This is a genomic window from Paenibacillus phytorum, assembly GCF_013141715.1.
In the GTDB taxonomy this organism is placed as follows: domain Bacteria; phylum Bacillota; class Bacilli; order Paenibacillales; family NBRC-103111; genus Paenibacillus_E; species Paenibacillus_E phytorum.
In genome coordinates this window covers 25,663-42,521 of record NZ_WHOA01000242.1, presented here as the reverse complement: position 1 = coordinate 42,521, position 16,859 = coordinate 25,663, and the positions used below count along the sequence as shown (strand labels likewise).

Annotated in this window: 16 protein-coding genes and 1 riboswitch; of the genes, 15 read left to right on the top strand and 1 reads right to left on the bottom strand. The window is 47.0% G+C overall.

Annotation, left to right across the window (positions count from 1 at the left end):
* Nucleotides 1-57 precede the first annotated feature (57 nt).
* Nucleotides 58-3,579, top strand: a complete 3,522-nt coding sequence (gene mfd / locus GC098_RS35895) for a transcription-repair coupling factor (protein WP_171649128.1) — start codon at nucleotides 58-60, stop codon at nucleotides 3,577-3,579.
* Entirely contained in the window at nucleotides 3,566-4,669 is a 1,104-nt protein-coding gene (locus tag GC098_RS35890; protein WP_171649127.1) for a peptidylprolyl isomerase, read from the top strand. The genes mfd and GC098_RS35890 overlap by 14 nt, the downstream gene beginning before the upstream one ends.
* A gap of 139 nt (nucleotides 4,670-4,808) precedes the next feature.
* Here GC098_RS35890 and GC098_RS35885 read toward each other — a convergent pair whose 3' ends face one another.
* Nucleotides 4,809-4,979, bottom strand: coding sequence for a hypothetical protein (locus GC098_RS35885; protein ID WP_171649126.1), 171 nt, complete (start codon nucleotides 4,977-4,979; stop codon nucleotides 4,809-4,811).
* Between the two features lie 56 nt (nucleotides 4,980-5,035).
* On the opposite strand from GC098_RS35885, the gene spoVT reads away from it, so the two are divergent.
* The 13 genes from spoVT to GC098_RS41390 all read left to right on the top strand — a co-directional run bounded on the left by spoVT (nucleotide 5,036) and on the right by GC098_RS41390 (nucleotide 16,853).
* Complete coding sequence (spoVT, locus tag GC098_RS35880) at nucleotides 5,036-5,578, top strand: stage V sporulation protein T (RefSeq protein ID WP_171649125.1); 543 nt, start codon at nucleotides 5,036-5,038, stop codon at nucleotides 5,576-5,578.
* Nucleotides 5,579-5,710: 132 nt separating this feature from the next.
* A complete protein-coding gene (locus GC098_RS35875; RefSeq protein ID WP_171649124.1) occupies nucleotides 5,711-7,462 on the top strand; it encodes a putative polysaccharide biosynthesis protein in 1,752 nt (583 codons plus the stop codon).
* Between the two features lie 84 nt (nucleotides 7,463-7,546).
* The gene (locus tag GC098_RS35870) at nucleotides 7,547-7,804 is read left to right on the top strand and encodes a hypothetical protein (RefSeq protein WP_171649123.1); all 258 of its coding nucleotides are present in this window, start codon (nucleotides 7,547-7,549) and stop codon (nucleotides 7,802-7,804) included.
* Nucleotides 7,805-7,836: 32 nt separating this feature from the next.
* A complete protein-coding gene (gene yabN, locus GC098_RS35865) occupies nucleotides 7,837-9,363 on the top strand; it encodes a bifunctional methyltransferase/pyrophosphohydrolase YabN (RefSeq protein ID WP_171649122.1) in 1,527 nt (508 codons plus the stop codon).
* 164 nt (nucleotides 9,364-9,527) lie between these two features.
* A complete protein-coding gene (locus tag GC098_RS35860; protein ID WP_029197991.1) occupies nucleotides 9,528-9,800 on the top strand; it encodes an HU family DNA-binding protein in 273 nt (90 codons plus the stop codon).
* Entirely contained in the window at nucleotides 9,800-10,063 is a 264-nt protein-coding gene (locus tag GC098_RS35855; protein WP_029197990.1) for an RNA-binding S4 domain-containing protein, read from the top strand. Before GC098_RS35860 ends, GC098_RS35855 begins: the two co-directional genes overlap by 1 nt.
* Before the next feature lie 139 nt (nucleotides 10,064-10,202).
* On the top strand, nucleotides 10,203-10,490 hold the full coding sequence (gene yabP / locus GC098_RS35850) for a sporulation protein YabP (RefSeq protein WP_029197777.1): 288 nt from the start codon (nucleotides 10,203-10,205) through the stop codon (nucleotides 10,488-10,490).
* Nucleotides 10,487-11,062, top strand: coding sequence for a spore cortex biosynthesis protein YabQ (yabQ, locus tag GC098_RS35845; protein WP_171649121.1), 576 nt, complete (start codon nucleotides 10,487-10,489; stop codon nucleotides 11,060-11,062). Before yabP ends, yabQ begins: the two co-directional genes overlap by 4 nt.
* A 15-nt stretch (nucleotides 11,063-11,077) precedes the next feature.
* A complete protein-coding gene (locus GC098_RS35840; RefSeq protein WP_171649120.1) occupies nucleotides 11,078-11,401 on the top strand; it encodes an FtsB family cell division protein in 324 nt (107 codons plus the stop codon).
* Between the two features lie 108 nt (nucleotides 11,402-11,509).
* On the top strand, nucleotides 11,510-12,106 hold the full coding sequence (locus GC098_RS35835) for a S1 domain-containing RNA-binding protein (RefSeq protein ID WP_056833811.1): 597 nt from the start codon (nucleotides 11,510-11,512) through the stop codon (nucleotides 12,104-12,106).
* A 328-nt stretch (nucleotides 12,107-12,434) separates the two neighbouring features.
* Entirely contained in the window at nucleotides 12,435-14,927 is a 2,493-nt protein-coding gene (gene spoIIE, locus GC098_RS35830) for a stage II sporulation protein E (RefSeq protein WP_171649119.1), read from the top strand.
* A 236-nt stretch (nucleotides 14,928-15,163) separates the two neighbouring features.
* Nucleotides 15,164-15,865, top strand: coding sequence for a class D sortase (locus GC098_RS35825; protein ID WP_312880554.1), 702 nt, complete (start codon nucleotides 15,164-15,166; stop codon nucleotides 15,863-15,865).
* Between the two features lie 80 nt (nucleotides 15,866-15,945).
* A riboswitch (cyclic di-GMP riboswitch) is annotated at nucleotides 15,946-16,033 on the top strand.
* Between the two features lie 13 nt (nucleotides 16,034-16,046).
* Nucleotides 16,047-16,853: a transglutaminase-like domain-containing protein gene (locus GC098_RS41390; protein WP_171649117.1), complete on the top strand. Its 807-nt coding sequence runs from the start codon at nucleotides 16,047-16,049 to the stop codon at nucleotides 16,851-16,853.
* Nucleotides 16,854-16,859 lie beyond the last annotated feature (6 nt).

Below are 16,859 nucleotides of genomic sequence, written 5' to 3'. Positions count from 1 at the left end.
AGTTAATAGCCGAGGCAAGTGTGCCGAGGCTTCTTTTTGTGAGGGGAGTGTACTTGTTTGCAAGCTTTAATTCAAGCTTTTTCTACGGATAGCGACTTTCAAACGATCGTGACAGGCCTCAGGTCCGAAATGAAAGAGCAGCTCGTTGCCGGACTTACCGGTTCCTCCAGGCAGGTGATGATTGCCACTCTTGCGCGTGAGTTAGAACGCCCGCTGTTCATTGTTACTCACAATATGTTCGCCGCTCAGAAAATAGCGGAGGATTTACTAGAATGTCTATCACCTGATAAAGTGCTGCTCTACCCATCTCAAGAGCTTCTGACGACAGAAGAAGCGGCTTCCAGCCCGGAGATGCTAGCGCAGCGTATTGACGTTCTCACTAAGTTAGCTGGCGGTTTCCGTGGGGTTGTTATTGCGCCTTTTGCTGGTGTGCGTCGACTGCTTCCGCTCAAGCAAGTATTCGAGGAATCCCGCGTTACGGTCAACGTAGGGGATACCGTGCAATTGGATGAGCTCTTAGGTACTTTATCCAGCCTGGGTTACGAACGCGTGGAGCGGGTTGAGACCAAAGGTGAAATGAGCGTACGCGGCGGAATTCTGGATTTATTTCCGCTAACGTCGGAGAACGCCATTCGGATTGAGCTGTTCGATGTCGATGTTGATTCTATTCGTACTTTTGATGTAAGTGACCAGCGTTCAATTGATAAATTAAACTCGATAACGATTCCCCCTTGCCGCGAGATTCAAGCGGATAGAAAGCGGTTACAATCAGCCGCGCAGCATGCCTATGAGCTGCTTCAAGCGCAGTTGGAGAAAATGACGGACCGATCAGCCAAAGACAAGCTGCTCGAAGGCATCGGACATGATATTGAACTGCTTCGTGAAGGGCAGACGTTTCCTGGTATTTATAAATATATTTCGCTTTTATATACGGAAAGACAGACCCTCATGGACTATATGCCTAAGGATACTGTGCTAATCATCGACGAACCGGCTCGATTGCTGGAGACAGCAAAGCAGCTAGAACGCGACGAGGCAGAGTGGATGATGCATGCGCTGACAGAGGGGAAGAGCTTGCCGGCTTTTGTGCTGTCCAAATCGTATGAAACACTGCTGCATCGCAGGCCTTTCCCGACATTATATGTATCGCTATTCCTGCGCCAAGTGGCTGGGATTCAACCACAAAATATCGTAAACTTCGTTTGCCGCGTCATGCAAAACTTCCATGGACAAATGAATCTCCTCAAAGCGGAGATGGAGCGCTGGAAGAAAAATGGAAGTAATGTTATTTTGCTGGCTAACGGCGAGGATCGTGCTGAACGTGTTCGGCGGGTGCTGCAGGACTACCAAATTGACGTCCCCGAAATTGTAGATGGGAATCTGCAGACGGGGTTTGAAATGCCTTCGATCCATTTGGTTGTCATCACGGAAGGCGAGATCTTCACACAGAAACAGCGTAAAGCACGTAAGGTCGAGAAGAAGCTGGAGAACGCTGAGCGTATCAAAAGCTATCAAGAGCTTAAGGTTGGCGACTATGTTGTTCACGTGAATCATGGGATCGGGAAGTATGTTGGGATTGGCACCTTGGAAGTGGGCGGTATTCATAAGGATTACCTCCACATCATGTATGCTGGCGGCGATAAGCTGTCTGTACCGATTGATCAGATTGATTTGATCCAGAAATATGTAGGTTCCGAAGAGAAGGAACCGAAGGTTTATAAGCTCGGAGGCGCTGACTGGGCTAGAGTGAAGAGCAAGGCGCGGGCATCCGTTAAGGATATTGCCGATGAGCTGATCAAGCTCTATGCAGAGCGCCAAGCGGCAACCGGCTACGGCTTTAGTAAAGACAGCTCCTATCAAAACGAATTCGAAGCGATGTTCCCTTACGATGAAACGCGGGATCAGCTTCGCGCGATCGAAGAAATTAAGGGAGACATGGAGAAAGCACGTCCGATGGACCGTTTGCTTTGCGGCGACGTTGGGTATGGGAAGACAGAAGTGGCCGTCCGCGCCGCCTTCAAGTCAGCGATTGACGGCAAACAGGTTGCTGTTTTGGTGCCGACGACGATTTTGGCTCAGCAGCATTACGAAACGTTCCGTGAACGGTTCTCAGGCTATCCTTTTAATGTAAAAGTATTAAGTCGTTTCCGCTCCAAGAAAGAGCAGACCGAAGTTATGAAAGGCGTCAAGAAAGGGACGGTTGACGTCGTTATTGGTACTCACCGGCTATTGTCGCAGGACGTGCAGTTCAAAGATCTTGGTTTACTGATAGTCGATGAAGAGCAGCGTTTTGGCGTGTCCCACAAAGAGAAGCTGAAACGGCTCAAGACGAATGTGGACGTGCTAACACTGACAGCAACTCCGATTCCGAGAACTTTACACATGTCCATGTTAGGTGTTCGTGATTTATCGGTCATCGAGACTCCGCCGGAAAATCGTTTCCCTGTCCAGACTTATGTGGTCGAGTACGGACCAACGCTTGTTCGAGAGGCGATTGAGCGGGAATTAGCGCGTGAAGGTCAAGTGTATTATTTATATAACCGTGTACAAGGTATCACTCAAATCGCTGATCAGATCTCCATGATGATTCCGGATGCCCGTGTTACTGTGGCACATGGACAAATGGGCGAGCAAGAGCTGGAGAAGACGATCCTTGATTTCCTCGATGGGGAATACGATGTGCTGGTAAGCACGAGTATTATCGAGACGGGTGTCGATATTCCGAATGTTAACACACTGATTGTTCACGATGCGGATAAAATGGGGCTGTCCCAGCTCTATCAGCTGCGTGGGCGTGTAGGACGATCTAATCGCGTAGCGTATGCCTATTTCACGTATCAGCGTGATAAAGTGCTCACGGAAGTAGCGGAGAAACGCCTTCAAGCGATTAAAGAGTTTACAGAACTTGGATCAGGCTTTAAAATTGCGATGAGGGATTTATCTATTCGTGGTGCTGGTAATTTGCTTGGCGCAGAGCAGCATGGTTTCATTGCATCTGTCGGATTTGATTTATACTCTCAAATGTTAGCGGAAGAAATTGCAAAGCTGAAACTAGAAATAGATGGGGAAGCGGTCATTCCGGAACCGGAGTGGAATACTTCCATCGATATACAATTGGATGCGTACTTACCATCCGACTACATCTACGACAGCATGCAAAAAATCGAAATCTACAAAAAAGTGGCCGCCATTCGAACGTTGGAAGAAGCCGCGGATCTGCATGATGAGCTTGTTGATCGCTTCGGCGATCTGCCGCAGGCCGTGTTCAACTTACTGACAGTGGCTCGTTTGAAAGCATACGGTTCGGAGTACCGGATAGAAACGATCAGCCAAAAAGGGGATGATTACTTAATCAAGGTTCATATTGACCAGAATGGCAGGCTGGAAGGACAGAAGCTTATCACATTGTCCAAAGGCTTTGATGGTCGAATCAAGTTGAACGCGGACCCTCAGCTTCATATCGTTATTCGTTGTAAAGGCATGAAACCAGAAGCTTCCATCGAATTGGTGGAGAAGTTTCTGGTACAATATAAGGATGTTCTGAAAACGAAAGGGGAATTACAGGATGTTGCCAAATAATACTAGTGAACAACGACGTTTTTCGAAAAAATGGATTTTAAGCATGGTGGCATTGCTCCTTGCATTTTCAGTCCTAAGTGCATGTGGAAGCAAAAAGGAAGGTGCAGCAACGGCTTCACCTTCAACTTCACCTTCCGCTACTGCAGCAGCAACTGGTAACCCGAGTGACGTGATTGCTACGTATAAAGAGGGCGGTAAAATTACGCGCGGCGAGTTTAACTCTTTCATCAGTGTGAACAAAATGTTCTCACCGCAGCTGGCGCAATTCATGACTGACCCGGCTTTTCAACAAGATATGTTGAAACAAATGGTTACTTTCCGTGTTCTATCAGCCAAAGTGGACGATAAAGTGAAAGCTGACGCTGATAAACAAGTGACTGAGCAAATGAAAGCCATCACGGATTACTTCGGTAAGCAAGAAGGCGGAATGGACAAGCAGTTGAAAGACAATGGTATCGAGCTTAAGGATATCGAGTCATTAATGAAAATGAGCTTCTACACCATGGGCAGCATGGAGAGTAAAATCACGGACCAAGCTGTTCAGGATGCCTACAAAGAACAAGCGGCTACTCATGCCTTTGATATTGCAACAGTTAGCCATATTCTGATCTCCTTGAAGGATGCAGCTACACAAAAAGATTTGCGTACCAAAGAAGAAGCTTTGGCAAGAGCCAAAGAAGTGAAAGGGAAACTGGATAAAGGCGGCGATTTCGCAGCACTTGCGAAAGAATATTCCGATGATCCAGGCTCCAAAGACGCTGGCGGTACTTATAAAGATGCAGACATCAATCAATGGGTGCCTGAATTCAAACAAGCAGCAAGCACGCTTCCTTTGAACACAATCAGTGATCCTGTTGAATCCTCTTTCGGTTACCACGTGATGAAAGTGGAGTCCAGAAGCACGAAGCCACTGGATGATACGCTTAAAACACAAATCAAATCTCAGCTTGCGGAGAAATCCCTGTCTGAATTTGCAGAGAAAGAATATCCAAATTTGATTCAAACTAACAATCTTCCGAAACCGGAAGCGAGCCCAGCTCCTGCTGCAAGTCCAGCAGCAAGCCCGGCGGCAAGCCCAGCTGCAAAGTAAGAACTTACCAGGATGTCCAATAACGGGCATCCTGTTTTTATTTGTTACCACATAAGAAAGCAAGTATAAGTTTTCGGTTCACGAAACGAAAACAGCTTTCTTATTGGCGATAAAATCTACCTCTAAGCGCGGTCGCTCATCATTGAATTTCTTCGATATAGATTTTCTCATTTTTGGACATGATAAGCGCAGCAGGATGCAAAGCTAAATAAAGTAAATTCCGTAGAAAAGCGTCTGCATAGAAGAATGGGAAGTGAAGAATACTATGGATAGAATTCGAGTTCCCACCAAATCCCGATCTAGCATACAAGATTTCATGCTCCTGTCGTATCTAATTACTGAGCGGAAAGTGAGGCATCTAGAGGTATGAAAGCAACTGGAATTGTCCGTCGGATAGATGATTTAGGGAGAGTTGTTATTCCCAAGGAAATACGACGCACACTACGCATTCGCGAAGGTGACCCTTTGGAAATTTTCGTGGATCGAGATGGTGAAGTGATTCTAAAGAAGTATTCACCTATCGGTGAACTTGGTGATTTTGCCAAAGAATATGCGGAATCGTTATTTGAAAGCACGAATCATGTGGCCCTGATCTCAGATCGAGATAACATTATTGCGATGGCTGGGGGGTCCAAAAAGGACTATTTCGAAAAGTCGGTTGGATCGATCGTTGAATCCTGTATGGAAAATCGCAAAGCGATTCTTGAAAGCGGCAGTGGTCAATTTGAGCTTATCAAGGATATAAGTGAAACATTCTCTTCTTTCGTAGCCGCTCCGATAGTAGCTGGTGGCGACCCTATTGGATGTGTCATTTTGCTCTCCAAAGATGAGAATGTGAAAATGGGGAATATGGAAGTTAAGATGGTGGAGACTGCCGCTGGATTTTTGGCGAAGCAGATGGAACAATGAAAGAAAAATAAGACATAAAGGCTTCCTTACCGAGATGCCCCCGCATCTGTAAGCGAAGCTTTTTTTGTCTGCCATGACTGATTTCGTTATAATATGTCTATACACATGAAGTCAGGGTAGAGGAGAAGTAAGATGGGGGACTCCGACAAGGGGCATCAAGGTTATACAGAGGAGCTCCAGAGGAATGTCAGTAACAAGAGTGCCAAGCTGTTAAGAGGTGCCGCTCTACTTGGGGCTGCCGCTATTCTCTCTAAACTATTGGGAACACTGCAGAAGATTCCGCTGCAAAATGTAGCCGGTGATACGGCTTTTGGTATTTATAATGCGGTTTATCCGCTCTATATTCTGATTTTGTTTGCGGCTACAGCCGGATTTCCGGTAGCAGTATCCAAATTCGTAGCCGAACGAGCTTTTGATGGTGATCATCAAGGGGCTAGGAGTATTGTTCATGTATCCACAGGAATATTGATGGCCTCCGGTATTGTAGTGTTTGTTCCGTTATACTTCGGAGCTAGTGAGATTGCCAGTTGGATTGGAATTAGCCAGACAGAGAGGGCGATCCGAAGCGTATCCTTCGCGCTGCTGCTATCCCCGATGCTTGCTGTCCTTCGAGGTTATTTCCAAGGGTATCAGAATATGGTGCCGACGGCTGTTTCGCAAGTGATTGAGCAGCTTATAAGGGTGATTACCATGGTCGCGCTGCTGCTCTATATGGTGGCCTTAGCTTATGACGAGGAGTGGATTGCTGCTGGCGCTACATTTGGCTCCGTGACAGGTGCTGCGGCTGGGCTGTCCGTGATGTATGTTTATTGGCGGAAGGCGATGAGACAGGAGCGGGAGTCTGGAGTGAGTGAAGATGACCGGGGGCAGGGGTTGAGTGATGGAAAGCGAAAGGAAGGCGTTCTGCAGCACAAGGAACTCTCCTCCTGGGAGTGGGCGAAACGCATTACGGTTTATGCGATTCCTGTTTGTTTGGGGGCTATCGTGGTTCCACTGCTCACGCTTGTCGACACATTTACAATGCCGCGTCTTCTCGAGGCTGCGCAAGGGAGCGAGGGGGAGGCTATGCGGCAGTTCGGGCTTTATAACCGAGGGCTTCCTCTTGTTCAGCTCGTTGTCATGATCGCTTCCTCTATGTCCGCCGTGCTAGTTCCTGCTCTTGCAGAAGCCAAAGCAAGAAGGCAGGACGAACTCATCCGCTTTAGGGCTGAGATGGCTATTAGGCTCTCTTGGCTCATCGGGCTCGGAGCTTCGTTCGGACTTGCCTTTGCAGCAGTGCCGATTAACGTTATGTTATACAAAAGTGATGAGGCCAGCTGGACGATGGCCGTGCTTGCCTTCACGGCCTTGTTTAGTACGCTGAACGCAGTCTCGGCCAGCGTTCTCCAAGGCGCCGGCGCGATCCGCACGCCGGTGAAGGCCCTGCTCGTTGCCATCGTGCTGAAAGCACTCGGCAACGTGGTTTTGATGCCCCGCTGGGGCATTGACGGCGCCGCGCTGAGCGCGGTGATCGCCTATGCCGCTGCGGCGGGGCTGAATCTGGTGCAGCTGCGCCGCTGCACCGGGGCGCGCTTCGCGCTGCGGCCGTACGCCGTCAGTCCGCTGCTTGCCGTGGGGCTGATGGGCGGCTGCCTCGCAGCGCTGCAGCTTCTGGCCTTGCCCGCTGTGGCGGCATGGCACGTGCCTGAGCGATTGAGCGCTAGCGCAATCGCCTTGGTTTGCGTAGTCGGCGGCGCAGCCGTCTACGCGCTTGCGCTGCTGCGCAGCGGCAGCATCAGCCGCGAGGAGCTGCGGCTGATGCCAGAGCTGGACCGGAAGCTGGCGCCGGTCCTGGCGAAGCTATGGCCGGCTAAGGCATCCGCCGGCCCCCGCAACCGCGGCTAATTATGGTTAATAAGCTGCAAAAACTACAGCAAAATCAACGTTACTTCGTTGTTCCCATCGATTTGCTGCATTTCCTACAGCTAAATGTCATCCAAACAGCCGAATCAGCTGATTTCCTCTAAATTAGCTGCACATTTTGCAGCAAAACTCGCTGGATATGGGTTGTTTGCTCAGATTACCTGCACTATTTGCAGCAAACGTCAGTTGGAATGGGGAACAGGTGTGGTAGCTTTGGATAGTGGTTTTGTGCTCAGATTACCTGCACTATCTGCAGCAAACGTAGGCTGGTACCAGCTAGTAAAGGAACTTTTGCAAATCCTTAAATCCCATCCTTATACATAGCAGTTAACCAACAATCAGGAGGTGTTTCCTACATGTCAACAAACAACCCGCAAATAACCGTCCTCGGACTCGGAACGGGAGACGAAGACCAGCTCACACTAGGTGTCTGGAAAAAGCTGCAGCTGGCTGCCAAGGAGCAAGCCGTGCTATACCTGCGAACGAAAGATCATCCGATGGTTCAGATGCTGGATACGAACCAGATTCCTTACCAAACGTTCGACGAGAATTACCTAGCGCACCAAACCTTTGAACAAGTGTACGAATCAATCGCAGAGGCGCTCATCCAATCCGCCAAGACGCAATCCTCCGAGGTTATTTATGCGGTGCCAGGCCATCCGATGGTGGCTGAATACACGGTACAGCTTCTGAAACAACACTGTCCATCTGAGGGCATCTCACTCCAAATCATCGGCGGGGAGAGCTTTCTGGATCAAGCGTTTCTACGTTTTGGTTTTGACCCGATTGATGGCTTTCAATTGCTTGACGCGACCAGCCTGAGCCGTTATACTCTTAATCCGCAGCTTCATACTGTTATTGGACAAGTATATGATAGCCTTACGGCGTCAGATCTTAAGATTAGCCTCATGGATGCTTATTCGGATGATTACCGTGTTGTCGTTGGTCATTCCTTGGGTGTGGCAGGGGAGGAACAGATTATCGAGGTCCCCCTGCATGAGCTTGATCATGTGAAGGGGTACGGCAATCTTTCCCTTGTCTGGGTGCCGAAGAGTGAAAAGGATGAAGACTATTACCGCACTTTTGGCCGATTGCATGAAATCGTTCAAATCCTACGCAGCCCGGAAGGCTGCCCTTGGGATCGTGAGCAGACGCATGCCAGCCTATGCAAGAATCTCATAGAGGAAGCGTATGAGGTTCTTGAAACAATAGACGAAGACGATCCGGAGCACATGTGTGAGGAGCTCGGCGATCTGCTTTTACAAGTGATGCTGCACGCGCAGATGGAAGAGGAAATTGGCGCGTTCACCGTTTATGATGTCATCGCCACGTTGAATGAGAAACTCATCCGCCGGCACCCTCATGTATTCGGTGAGAGCAAGGCTGAGGATGCTGACGAAGCTCTTGTGAACTGGAATGCCATGAAGGCGGAGGAGAAGCGTAAGAAGGGCATTGATGTCACGAAGCAATCCGTACTTGACGGTGTGCCACGCGAGCTGCCAGGCCTTATGAAGGCGTTGAAGCTTCAGAAGAAGGCAGCGACAGTTGGTTTTGACTGGTCAGAGCTGGAAGATGTCCTGAATAAGGTGGAAGAAGAGTTAACGGAGCTTCGCGAAGCCATCGCTAATCCAACCGAAGTAGGGGCTCAAGATCGGCTCGAGGAGCTGGGCGACGTCCTTTTCTCCATCGTCAATGTCGCTAGATTCCTGAAGGTTGATCCGGAAGAGGCGATCGCGCAGACGAACCGCAAATTCATTCAAAGATTTTCGTATATCGAAGATCAACTACGTTTAAGAGGGCTTTCTTTTGAACAAACTGAATTATCAGAGATGGAAAATTTATGGCAGGAAGCAAAAAAAGTTGCAAAACTTGGCCAGAGTTAGAAGGATTTTGCCGAAAAAAGCAGAATACTAGATTTGGTGTAAGGTTGAATATGGAAATATAATATAGGGATCTTTGAACAAAGTTCAAAGTCTCTCAGCTTTGCAAAATAGCTACATAGTAGAAGACTAGATCTTCAAACATTTTTGGGAGGTAAAGAAACCACATGAACAAAACAGATTTGATCAACAACATTGCAGAAAAAAGCGGACTTACTAAGAAAGACGTTGAAGTTGTACTTAACGGATTCCTTGGTGAAGTAACGGACGCTCTTTCATCCGGAGATAAAGTTCAATTAATCGGTTTCGGAACATTCGAAACTCGCAAACGTTCTGGTCGTACAGGCCGTAACCCACAAACAGGCAACCCAATCGTGATCGCGGAATCCAACGTTCCTGCTTTCAAAGCGGGCAACAAGCTTAAAGACGCTGTAAAATAATGCGTATCGATAAGTTTCTCAAAGTATCTCGTCTCATCAAACGTCGCACCGTGGCGAAGGATGTGTCCGATCAAGGGCGTGTCTGGATTAACGGTAGAGATGCCAAAGCGAGTACACACGTGAAAGTCGGAGATGAGCTCTCTATTCAATTCGGTCAGAAAAAAGTGACGATTCGAGTGGAGGTTCTTTCGGAGTCGACCCGCAAGGAAGACGCTGCTCAGATGTACACGCTGCTCAAGGAAGAAGCTTTTCAATCCGAATAACACGGCAAGTTGTGAAATAGCCTGAGATTCCTGAATAGGGGTCTCGGGCTATTTTTATATTTGTATGAAGGCTAATGCATGGTTCTAAAATAGGACATCCTCCCATATCGTAATGATAGATGAAGGAGGGGTACAGGCCATGATTGAACCCGTGAAAAACACGAATAAGCGGCAAGAAATTAAAATGCTGAATCGCAAGCTCTTGGAGATCTCCGGAGTTTTGAACGTAGAAAGCTTTGACAGTGAAGAGTTCCTCCTTGAAACGGAAATGGGCTACTTGATGATTAAAGGACAGAATTTGCACATCAAGAACTTAAGTTTGGAACAAGGGTTGGTCGCCATAGAAGGAATCATTCACGAATTAGCTTATGTGGACGGAAATACCCAGGAGAAATCCAAGGGGTTCCTTGGTAAGTTATTCAAGTGACTCTAAATGTTCAGTTCCATACGATCTTCATGATGTTCCTGAGCGGAATCGCCATAGGTGCGATCTTCGATGTGTTTCGTGTGCTCTCTGGCAAGCTGAGACTGCCGCGATGGACGATTCCGTTCATTGATATGGTTTATTGGATTGTGGCGACAATCCTCGTGTTCCGTCTGCTCATTTACAGTAATGAAGGACAAGTTCGTGTATTTATTTTTCTGGGGATGGGGATTGGCATTTGTTTTTATTTCGCCTTCCTCAGCACTTGGGTCATCCGGCTTACTCTGCTTCTCATTCGAATTACGATTGCTATCTACCGTTTCATTGCTAAAACTGTCGAAATTATCCTGATTAAACCGATTATTGGCTTATATCGTCTAACTGTGATTATTTTGGGCTTTTTACTAGCTGTAGCTATATTCCTTTATAGAATTGTGCTACAATTGCTTTATCCTGTGTGGAGATTACTCCTTTGGATGACTCGGCCTGTGCATAAATATTTTGTTATCCCTGTTTGGTTGAAGAAACTTAAGGGTAATATCATATTGATCTTTCGCAGGTTATTCTCAAAGTAGGAGGCATTCCTATTCATGCATGCTAAAGCAACCGTTCCATCCAAGCGCAGCAACAGTGTAGGCTCGAAACGAAGACTGCGTTTTCTAATGATTTTTGTCCTATGTTTTATGAGCTGGGCTGCTGTGAACATCTGGGGGCAGTTCGCTAAGCTGCAAGAGAAGAGTAGTGTCGTAGCGAATATGGAGCAACAGCTTGTTGAGTCAAAAAAACTCAAAGAGCAAACAACGAAAGAAATCGCTCGACTTCATAATGACGAGTATTTGGATCAAATTATTCGTCGAGATTTTCATTATAGTAAAACCGGAGAGACGCCACTAAGTGTCTCAAAGTCGCAATAAAAATCAACAAGAAGAAGAGGCTGTTGCCGTGTTGACCGTGGTTTCTGCATCGGTTATAATCGGCGTAGCCAGTGTTTTCAACATTTTAAGGGAGGAACATTTTACTTTATGGCAATTGAAGTTGGCACCAAGTTAGAGGGTAGAGTGACGGGGATTACTCACTTTGGAGCATTCGTCGAGCTTGCTGAAGGAGTTACCGGTCTTGTTCACATTTCGGAGATCGCGGACAACTATGTGAAAGACGTTAATGACCATTTAAAGCTGGATGACAAAGTATTGGTCAAAGTGATTAACGTGGACAAGGATGGCAAGATCGGACTGTCGATCAAGCAGACGGTTGACAAGCCAGTTGAGGAAAGACCAGCTCGTCCTGAACGTACAGGTGGCAGCAGCTATCAAGGACGTCCAAGTGGAGATCGTCCAGGAGGCTACCAAGGTGGTCGTCCAAGTAGCGGCGGAGAACGTAGTGGTCCTCCAAGCGGTGGTCCCGGTGGTGGTGGCGGTCGTCCAGGTGGCGGCGGTGGCTTCAATCGAGGCGGCGGCGGTGGTGGTCGCGGCGGCTTTAACAAGCAGCAAGGCGGAGCTAGACCGTTTTCGTTCGAAGATAAAGTATCTCGGTTCCTTAAAGATAGTGAAGAGCGGATTTCGTCTTTGAAAAAGAACACCGAGTCCAAACGCGGTGGCCGAGGCGGAAGAAGAGATTAATAGATGCAGTAACGAACCACATTCGCTTAGGCGAGTGTGGTTTTTTTTTTATCCAAACGTCAAATAGTTAAAATAACGTAAAGAACAATCGACATGGAATTACGGGTATCTCCCCCATACGCAGGGCGAAAGTTCGAGGCAATCAGACTTTTGGAAACGTTTTCGATATGGTAAAACGAGACTAGGCAAGGGCTGAGGCATGGTGACAAGGCGAACGAGGCTTGTCGGAAATTTCTTTGAATCTATCAACTCATTCTGACAAACTTTCTGCTAGATTGTCTCTATACTAGAGAAACAAATAAGGAATGAATGGATGGTGTTCGAAAACATGCAGAGAAGAAGCTTAGGCACAGTGATTGGTGGCGGTTGGTCGGGATTGTGGCAGAAAGCGAAAATAGGCGCACATAGCGCTGCCGTGGAAAATCGATTCGTACAAGCCTTTGTAGCTAAGAAGTGGTCTTTACTGCTCATCGTGATGGCTTTCTTACTCGGTCGTGCGATGATTTTGGAACAGCTATCTCCGTTTGCGCTTGCATTCATTGCTGTTATTTATTTTACAAGGAGAGATATTTTACACTGGGTAAGTGTCGCAGCATTTGCTGGAAGCCTATTCTCACTGAGTTCGAATACGGGCTATCTTGTTACAGAGATCATCGTTTTCTTACTCATCCAAAAAGCTTTGGAGAAATTTGAACGCTCCGATATTTCCTTAGCACCGCTACTTGTATTCAGCTCGACCTTGCTGGTTCAGCTCTTTGCAGAGCTTGTAGTCTCAAACTTAAGCTGGTATACGCTCATGATGGTCTCCGTTGAGGCACTGCTAAGTCTAGTGCTGACACTAATTTTTATTCAAGCAATTCCTGTATTTACGCTTACCCGTAAGAACTACCATTTGAAACATGAGGAAATTATATGTCTGATTATCTTGTTAGCTTCTGTGATGACAGGAACGGTGAGCTGGGTTGTGGGTCCAATCACCGTAGAACATGTGCTGTCCCGGTATTTAATTCTATTATTTGCGCTGGTGGGAGGAGCGCCATTCGGAGCCTCGGTAGGTGTCATAACAGGATTAATCCTAAGTCTTGCAAATAGCAATGCAGTTTATCAAATGAGTTTACTGGCTTTCTCGGGGATGTTAGCAGGGCTTCTCAAAGATGGTAATCGATTGGCTGTTGCATTCGGAATGCTGCTTGGGTCATCGATACTTGCCTTCTATATGGGATCGGGGGCTGATGTGATCAACTCTACATGGGAGTCGCTTGCAGCTGTAGCACTCTTCCTGTTGACACCGCGGAGTCTGATTCTGACTCTTGCTAAATATGTGCCCGGCACGCAGGAAAATCTGAAATCCCAACAGGACTATGCGAAGCGGGTTCGGGATGTTACGGCAGGACGTGTAGAACAATTCTCTGAAGTGTTCCGCCAGCTGGCGCGCAGCTTTAAGCAGTTGACGACCGATGATGCGGTGAGCCGCAAGGAGGAGGATGTTGGCCATTTTATGAATGCGGTTGCGCAGAAGGCTTGTGATTCCTGCTGGAAAAAGAGCCAGTGCTGGGATCAAAAATTTTATCAAACATATACGTACATGACCGATATGATGACCCAAATTGAGATGAAGGAGAGTATGACGAAGAAGAATATTCCACCGGAGTGGAGGAAGGTATGTATTCGCACGGATCAAGTGCTGGATGTGATGAAGCAGCAGTATGGCTTATACAAGAATGATTTGCATTGGAAAAAGCAGATTATGGATAGCCGGCATCTCGTGGCTGATCAGCTTTCGGGAGTATCCCAAGTAATGGAGGACTTGGCCAAGGAGATTAAACGGGAAGGACAGGAGCTGTTCCTTCAAGAAGAGCAAATTCGTAATGCCCTGGAGGAGCTGGGCTTATCCATCCATACCATCGATATCATTTCCTTGGATGAAGGGAATATCGAGATTGAGATCATTCATCAATACACGAAGGGCTTCGATGAATGTCGGAAAATCATTGCGCCGCTCTTGAGCGAAATTATCGGCGAGAACGTCGCCGTCATGCGCGAGGAGATGCATGCGCGCGGCGAGGGCTACAGCACGGTCGTATTCGGCTCCGCCAAGGAATACGAGGTTGAGACCGGGGTCGCCGGCGCAGCCAAAGGAGGCGACCTCTTCTCGGGCGACAGCTTCTCCACGGTGGAGCTGGGCAATGGCAAGTATGCCGTGGCGCTTAGCGACGGCATGGGCAACGGCGAGCGCGCGCGTGCGGAGAGCCAGACGGCTCTGAGCATCCTGCAGCAGCTGCTGCAGTCAGGGATGGACGAGAAGCTGGCGATCAAGTCGCTGAACTCGGTGTTGATGTTGCGCTCTTCGGATGAGATGTACGCAACCGTAGATATGGCTTTGATCGACATGTACAGCGCAAATACAACGTTTATGAAGATAGGCTCCACCCCTAGCTTCATTAAGCGCGGAACGGAAGTGATTTCAATATCGGCTAATAATCTGCCGGTCGGCATCTTAAGCGAGATTGATGTTGATCTGGTCTCGATTCCGCTCCAATCGGGTGATATCCTTGTCATGATGACAGATGGGATCTACGATGCACCGGGACATGCGGTAAACAAAGAGATGTGGATGAAGCGGATGATTCAGGAAATTGATACGACGATGCCGCAGGATTTTGCGGACTGTTTATTAGAAAGGATTTTCCGCCACCATCATGGCGAAATTCAAGATGATATGACCGTCGTTGTGGCACGAGTCGAGAAGAGGCAGCCTGAGTGGGCCACATTCCGCTGGCCAGGAATTACGCGAATGGAGCGTCCGAAGACGGTTAGCTAATGGAGAAATAGAAGCCATAACAGCTCATTTGCTGTTATGGCTTTTTATGTGCAGCTATTCTCATAAGAGTATAGCGGATGCTGCATTTTTCGAAACTAGTAAATTAATACTCTATAAAGGTTGCGCACAGAATTAGAAGCATGCTTAACTTATTAATATGTCTGTTAGCTAATTTTCCCAAAGCTTCCTCGGAGTGTTATTAGTGCATGAGATCCAAGAGAAAGGTGGTACCACTGGTGATTAGAAAAAAGCTATCACTGTTAATTATCGTTCTTGGGATTATCATTTTTCTCTATCCAACGTTAAACGATCGTTATGAGAGCTATCAGCAGAATAAAATTTTGAAACAATGGCAGGAAAATCTGCAGGATATGGATCAGACAGGCTCTGACATTGAGGAGGAGACAGATGCGGGGTTAGTCGTGCCTTCTTCCAGTCCCGCAGTGGAAGCTCTGCCGACAAGCAGCCAGCCGAGCAGCCAACCAAGCCCTTTGGCCGTGAAAACGACGCCGAGGCAAGTTACTTTGCCGCAGAAGAATATAGAAGGTGTCCTCACTATCGATAAAATTGATCTGAAGCTCCCTATTCTGACAGATGCAACCGTGAATAATTTGAAGATTTCCGTTGCCAGTATTGCCAAAACAGGCAAAGCAGGAGCTGTTGGTAATTATGCCATTGCGGGTCATCGAAACCTGACCTATGGGAAAAATTTTAATAGACTAGATGAAGTCACCGAAGGGGATCTCATAGAAGTGAATACAGGGAGCAAAACGTATATCTACAAAGTAGTGGACAAACAGTATGTCCTCCCAGAGGATGTCTGGGTACTGAAGGGTAATGGCAAAGATCGGGAGATTACGCTAATAACTTGCCATCCTATGGAAAATCCGACTCATCGTATAGCGATTAAGGGAATCATGGTGCAGTCTAAGGAATAACATGTAATATTTTGTCTATTCAGAGAGACAAGCCTATGTTAAGATTGCACTATAGTAATTATAAGGGATTCGGTGCGTTCCTCCGATAAAGGCAAATCTAGCGAAAACTAGAGACGCAAAACTAAAGGGCCTTCCTTAGCCGAACTAAGTTGGCAGCCAGTTACCGAAAGGGGATTTTTTTGTGTTTAAAAAGCCAATTATACGAACGATCATGGCGACTTTTCTGTTTACTCTTGCTCCGCAGGGGATATTTGCAGCTTCCAATCCTTCCGTGATTGATAAAGATGCTCTGAATAAAGGGATTATCTCGGTAAATTATTCAAACGCTAAGAACACCAAAGTTCTCGTAAGAATTATGAGAGAAAATATCAAATACGACTACACCTTTGAAGAAGGAGATCAGTACCCTTTGCAGCTAGGAAACGGCTCATATAAAGTACTGATTGGAGAGTCCATAGGAGCTAATAAATACAAAGTTATTGAGCAAGAACAAATAGATTTAGAAATGGAAGACGAGAATACCGTATTTCTGCAGTCCATTCCGTTGATCGATTGGAACGATGAATCGAAGGCGGTCGTTGAGGCTAAGCAATTAGCTGGGAATAAGGAAACGGATTTCGACAAAATAAAAGCCATATATGGCTATATCACGACACATTTTCAGTATGATTATGAGAAGGCTCAAACTGCAGCAGATAGTTACGTACCTAATCTGGATATGGTCTACGCAGCGTCCAAGGGAATTTGTTATGACTTTTCAGCTACTTTTGCGGCAATGGCAAGAAGCGAGGGGATTCCAACCCGTCTGGTTATGGGATATGAAAACCATGCGCCAGATACTTATCATGCGTGGAATCAAGTCTTCTTAAAGGAAAGTCAGGAATGGGTGACGATCGATACCACGTATGACGCTGTTCATATACAAGCCGGTGAAACGATAGATATTATAAAAAATGATTCTAATTATAAGATATCGAAAATATATTAAATGAAT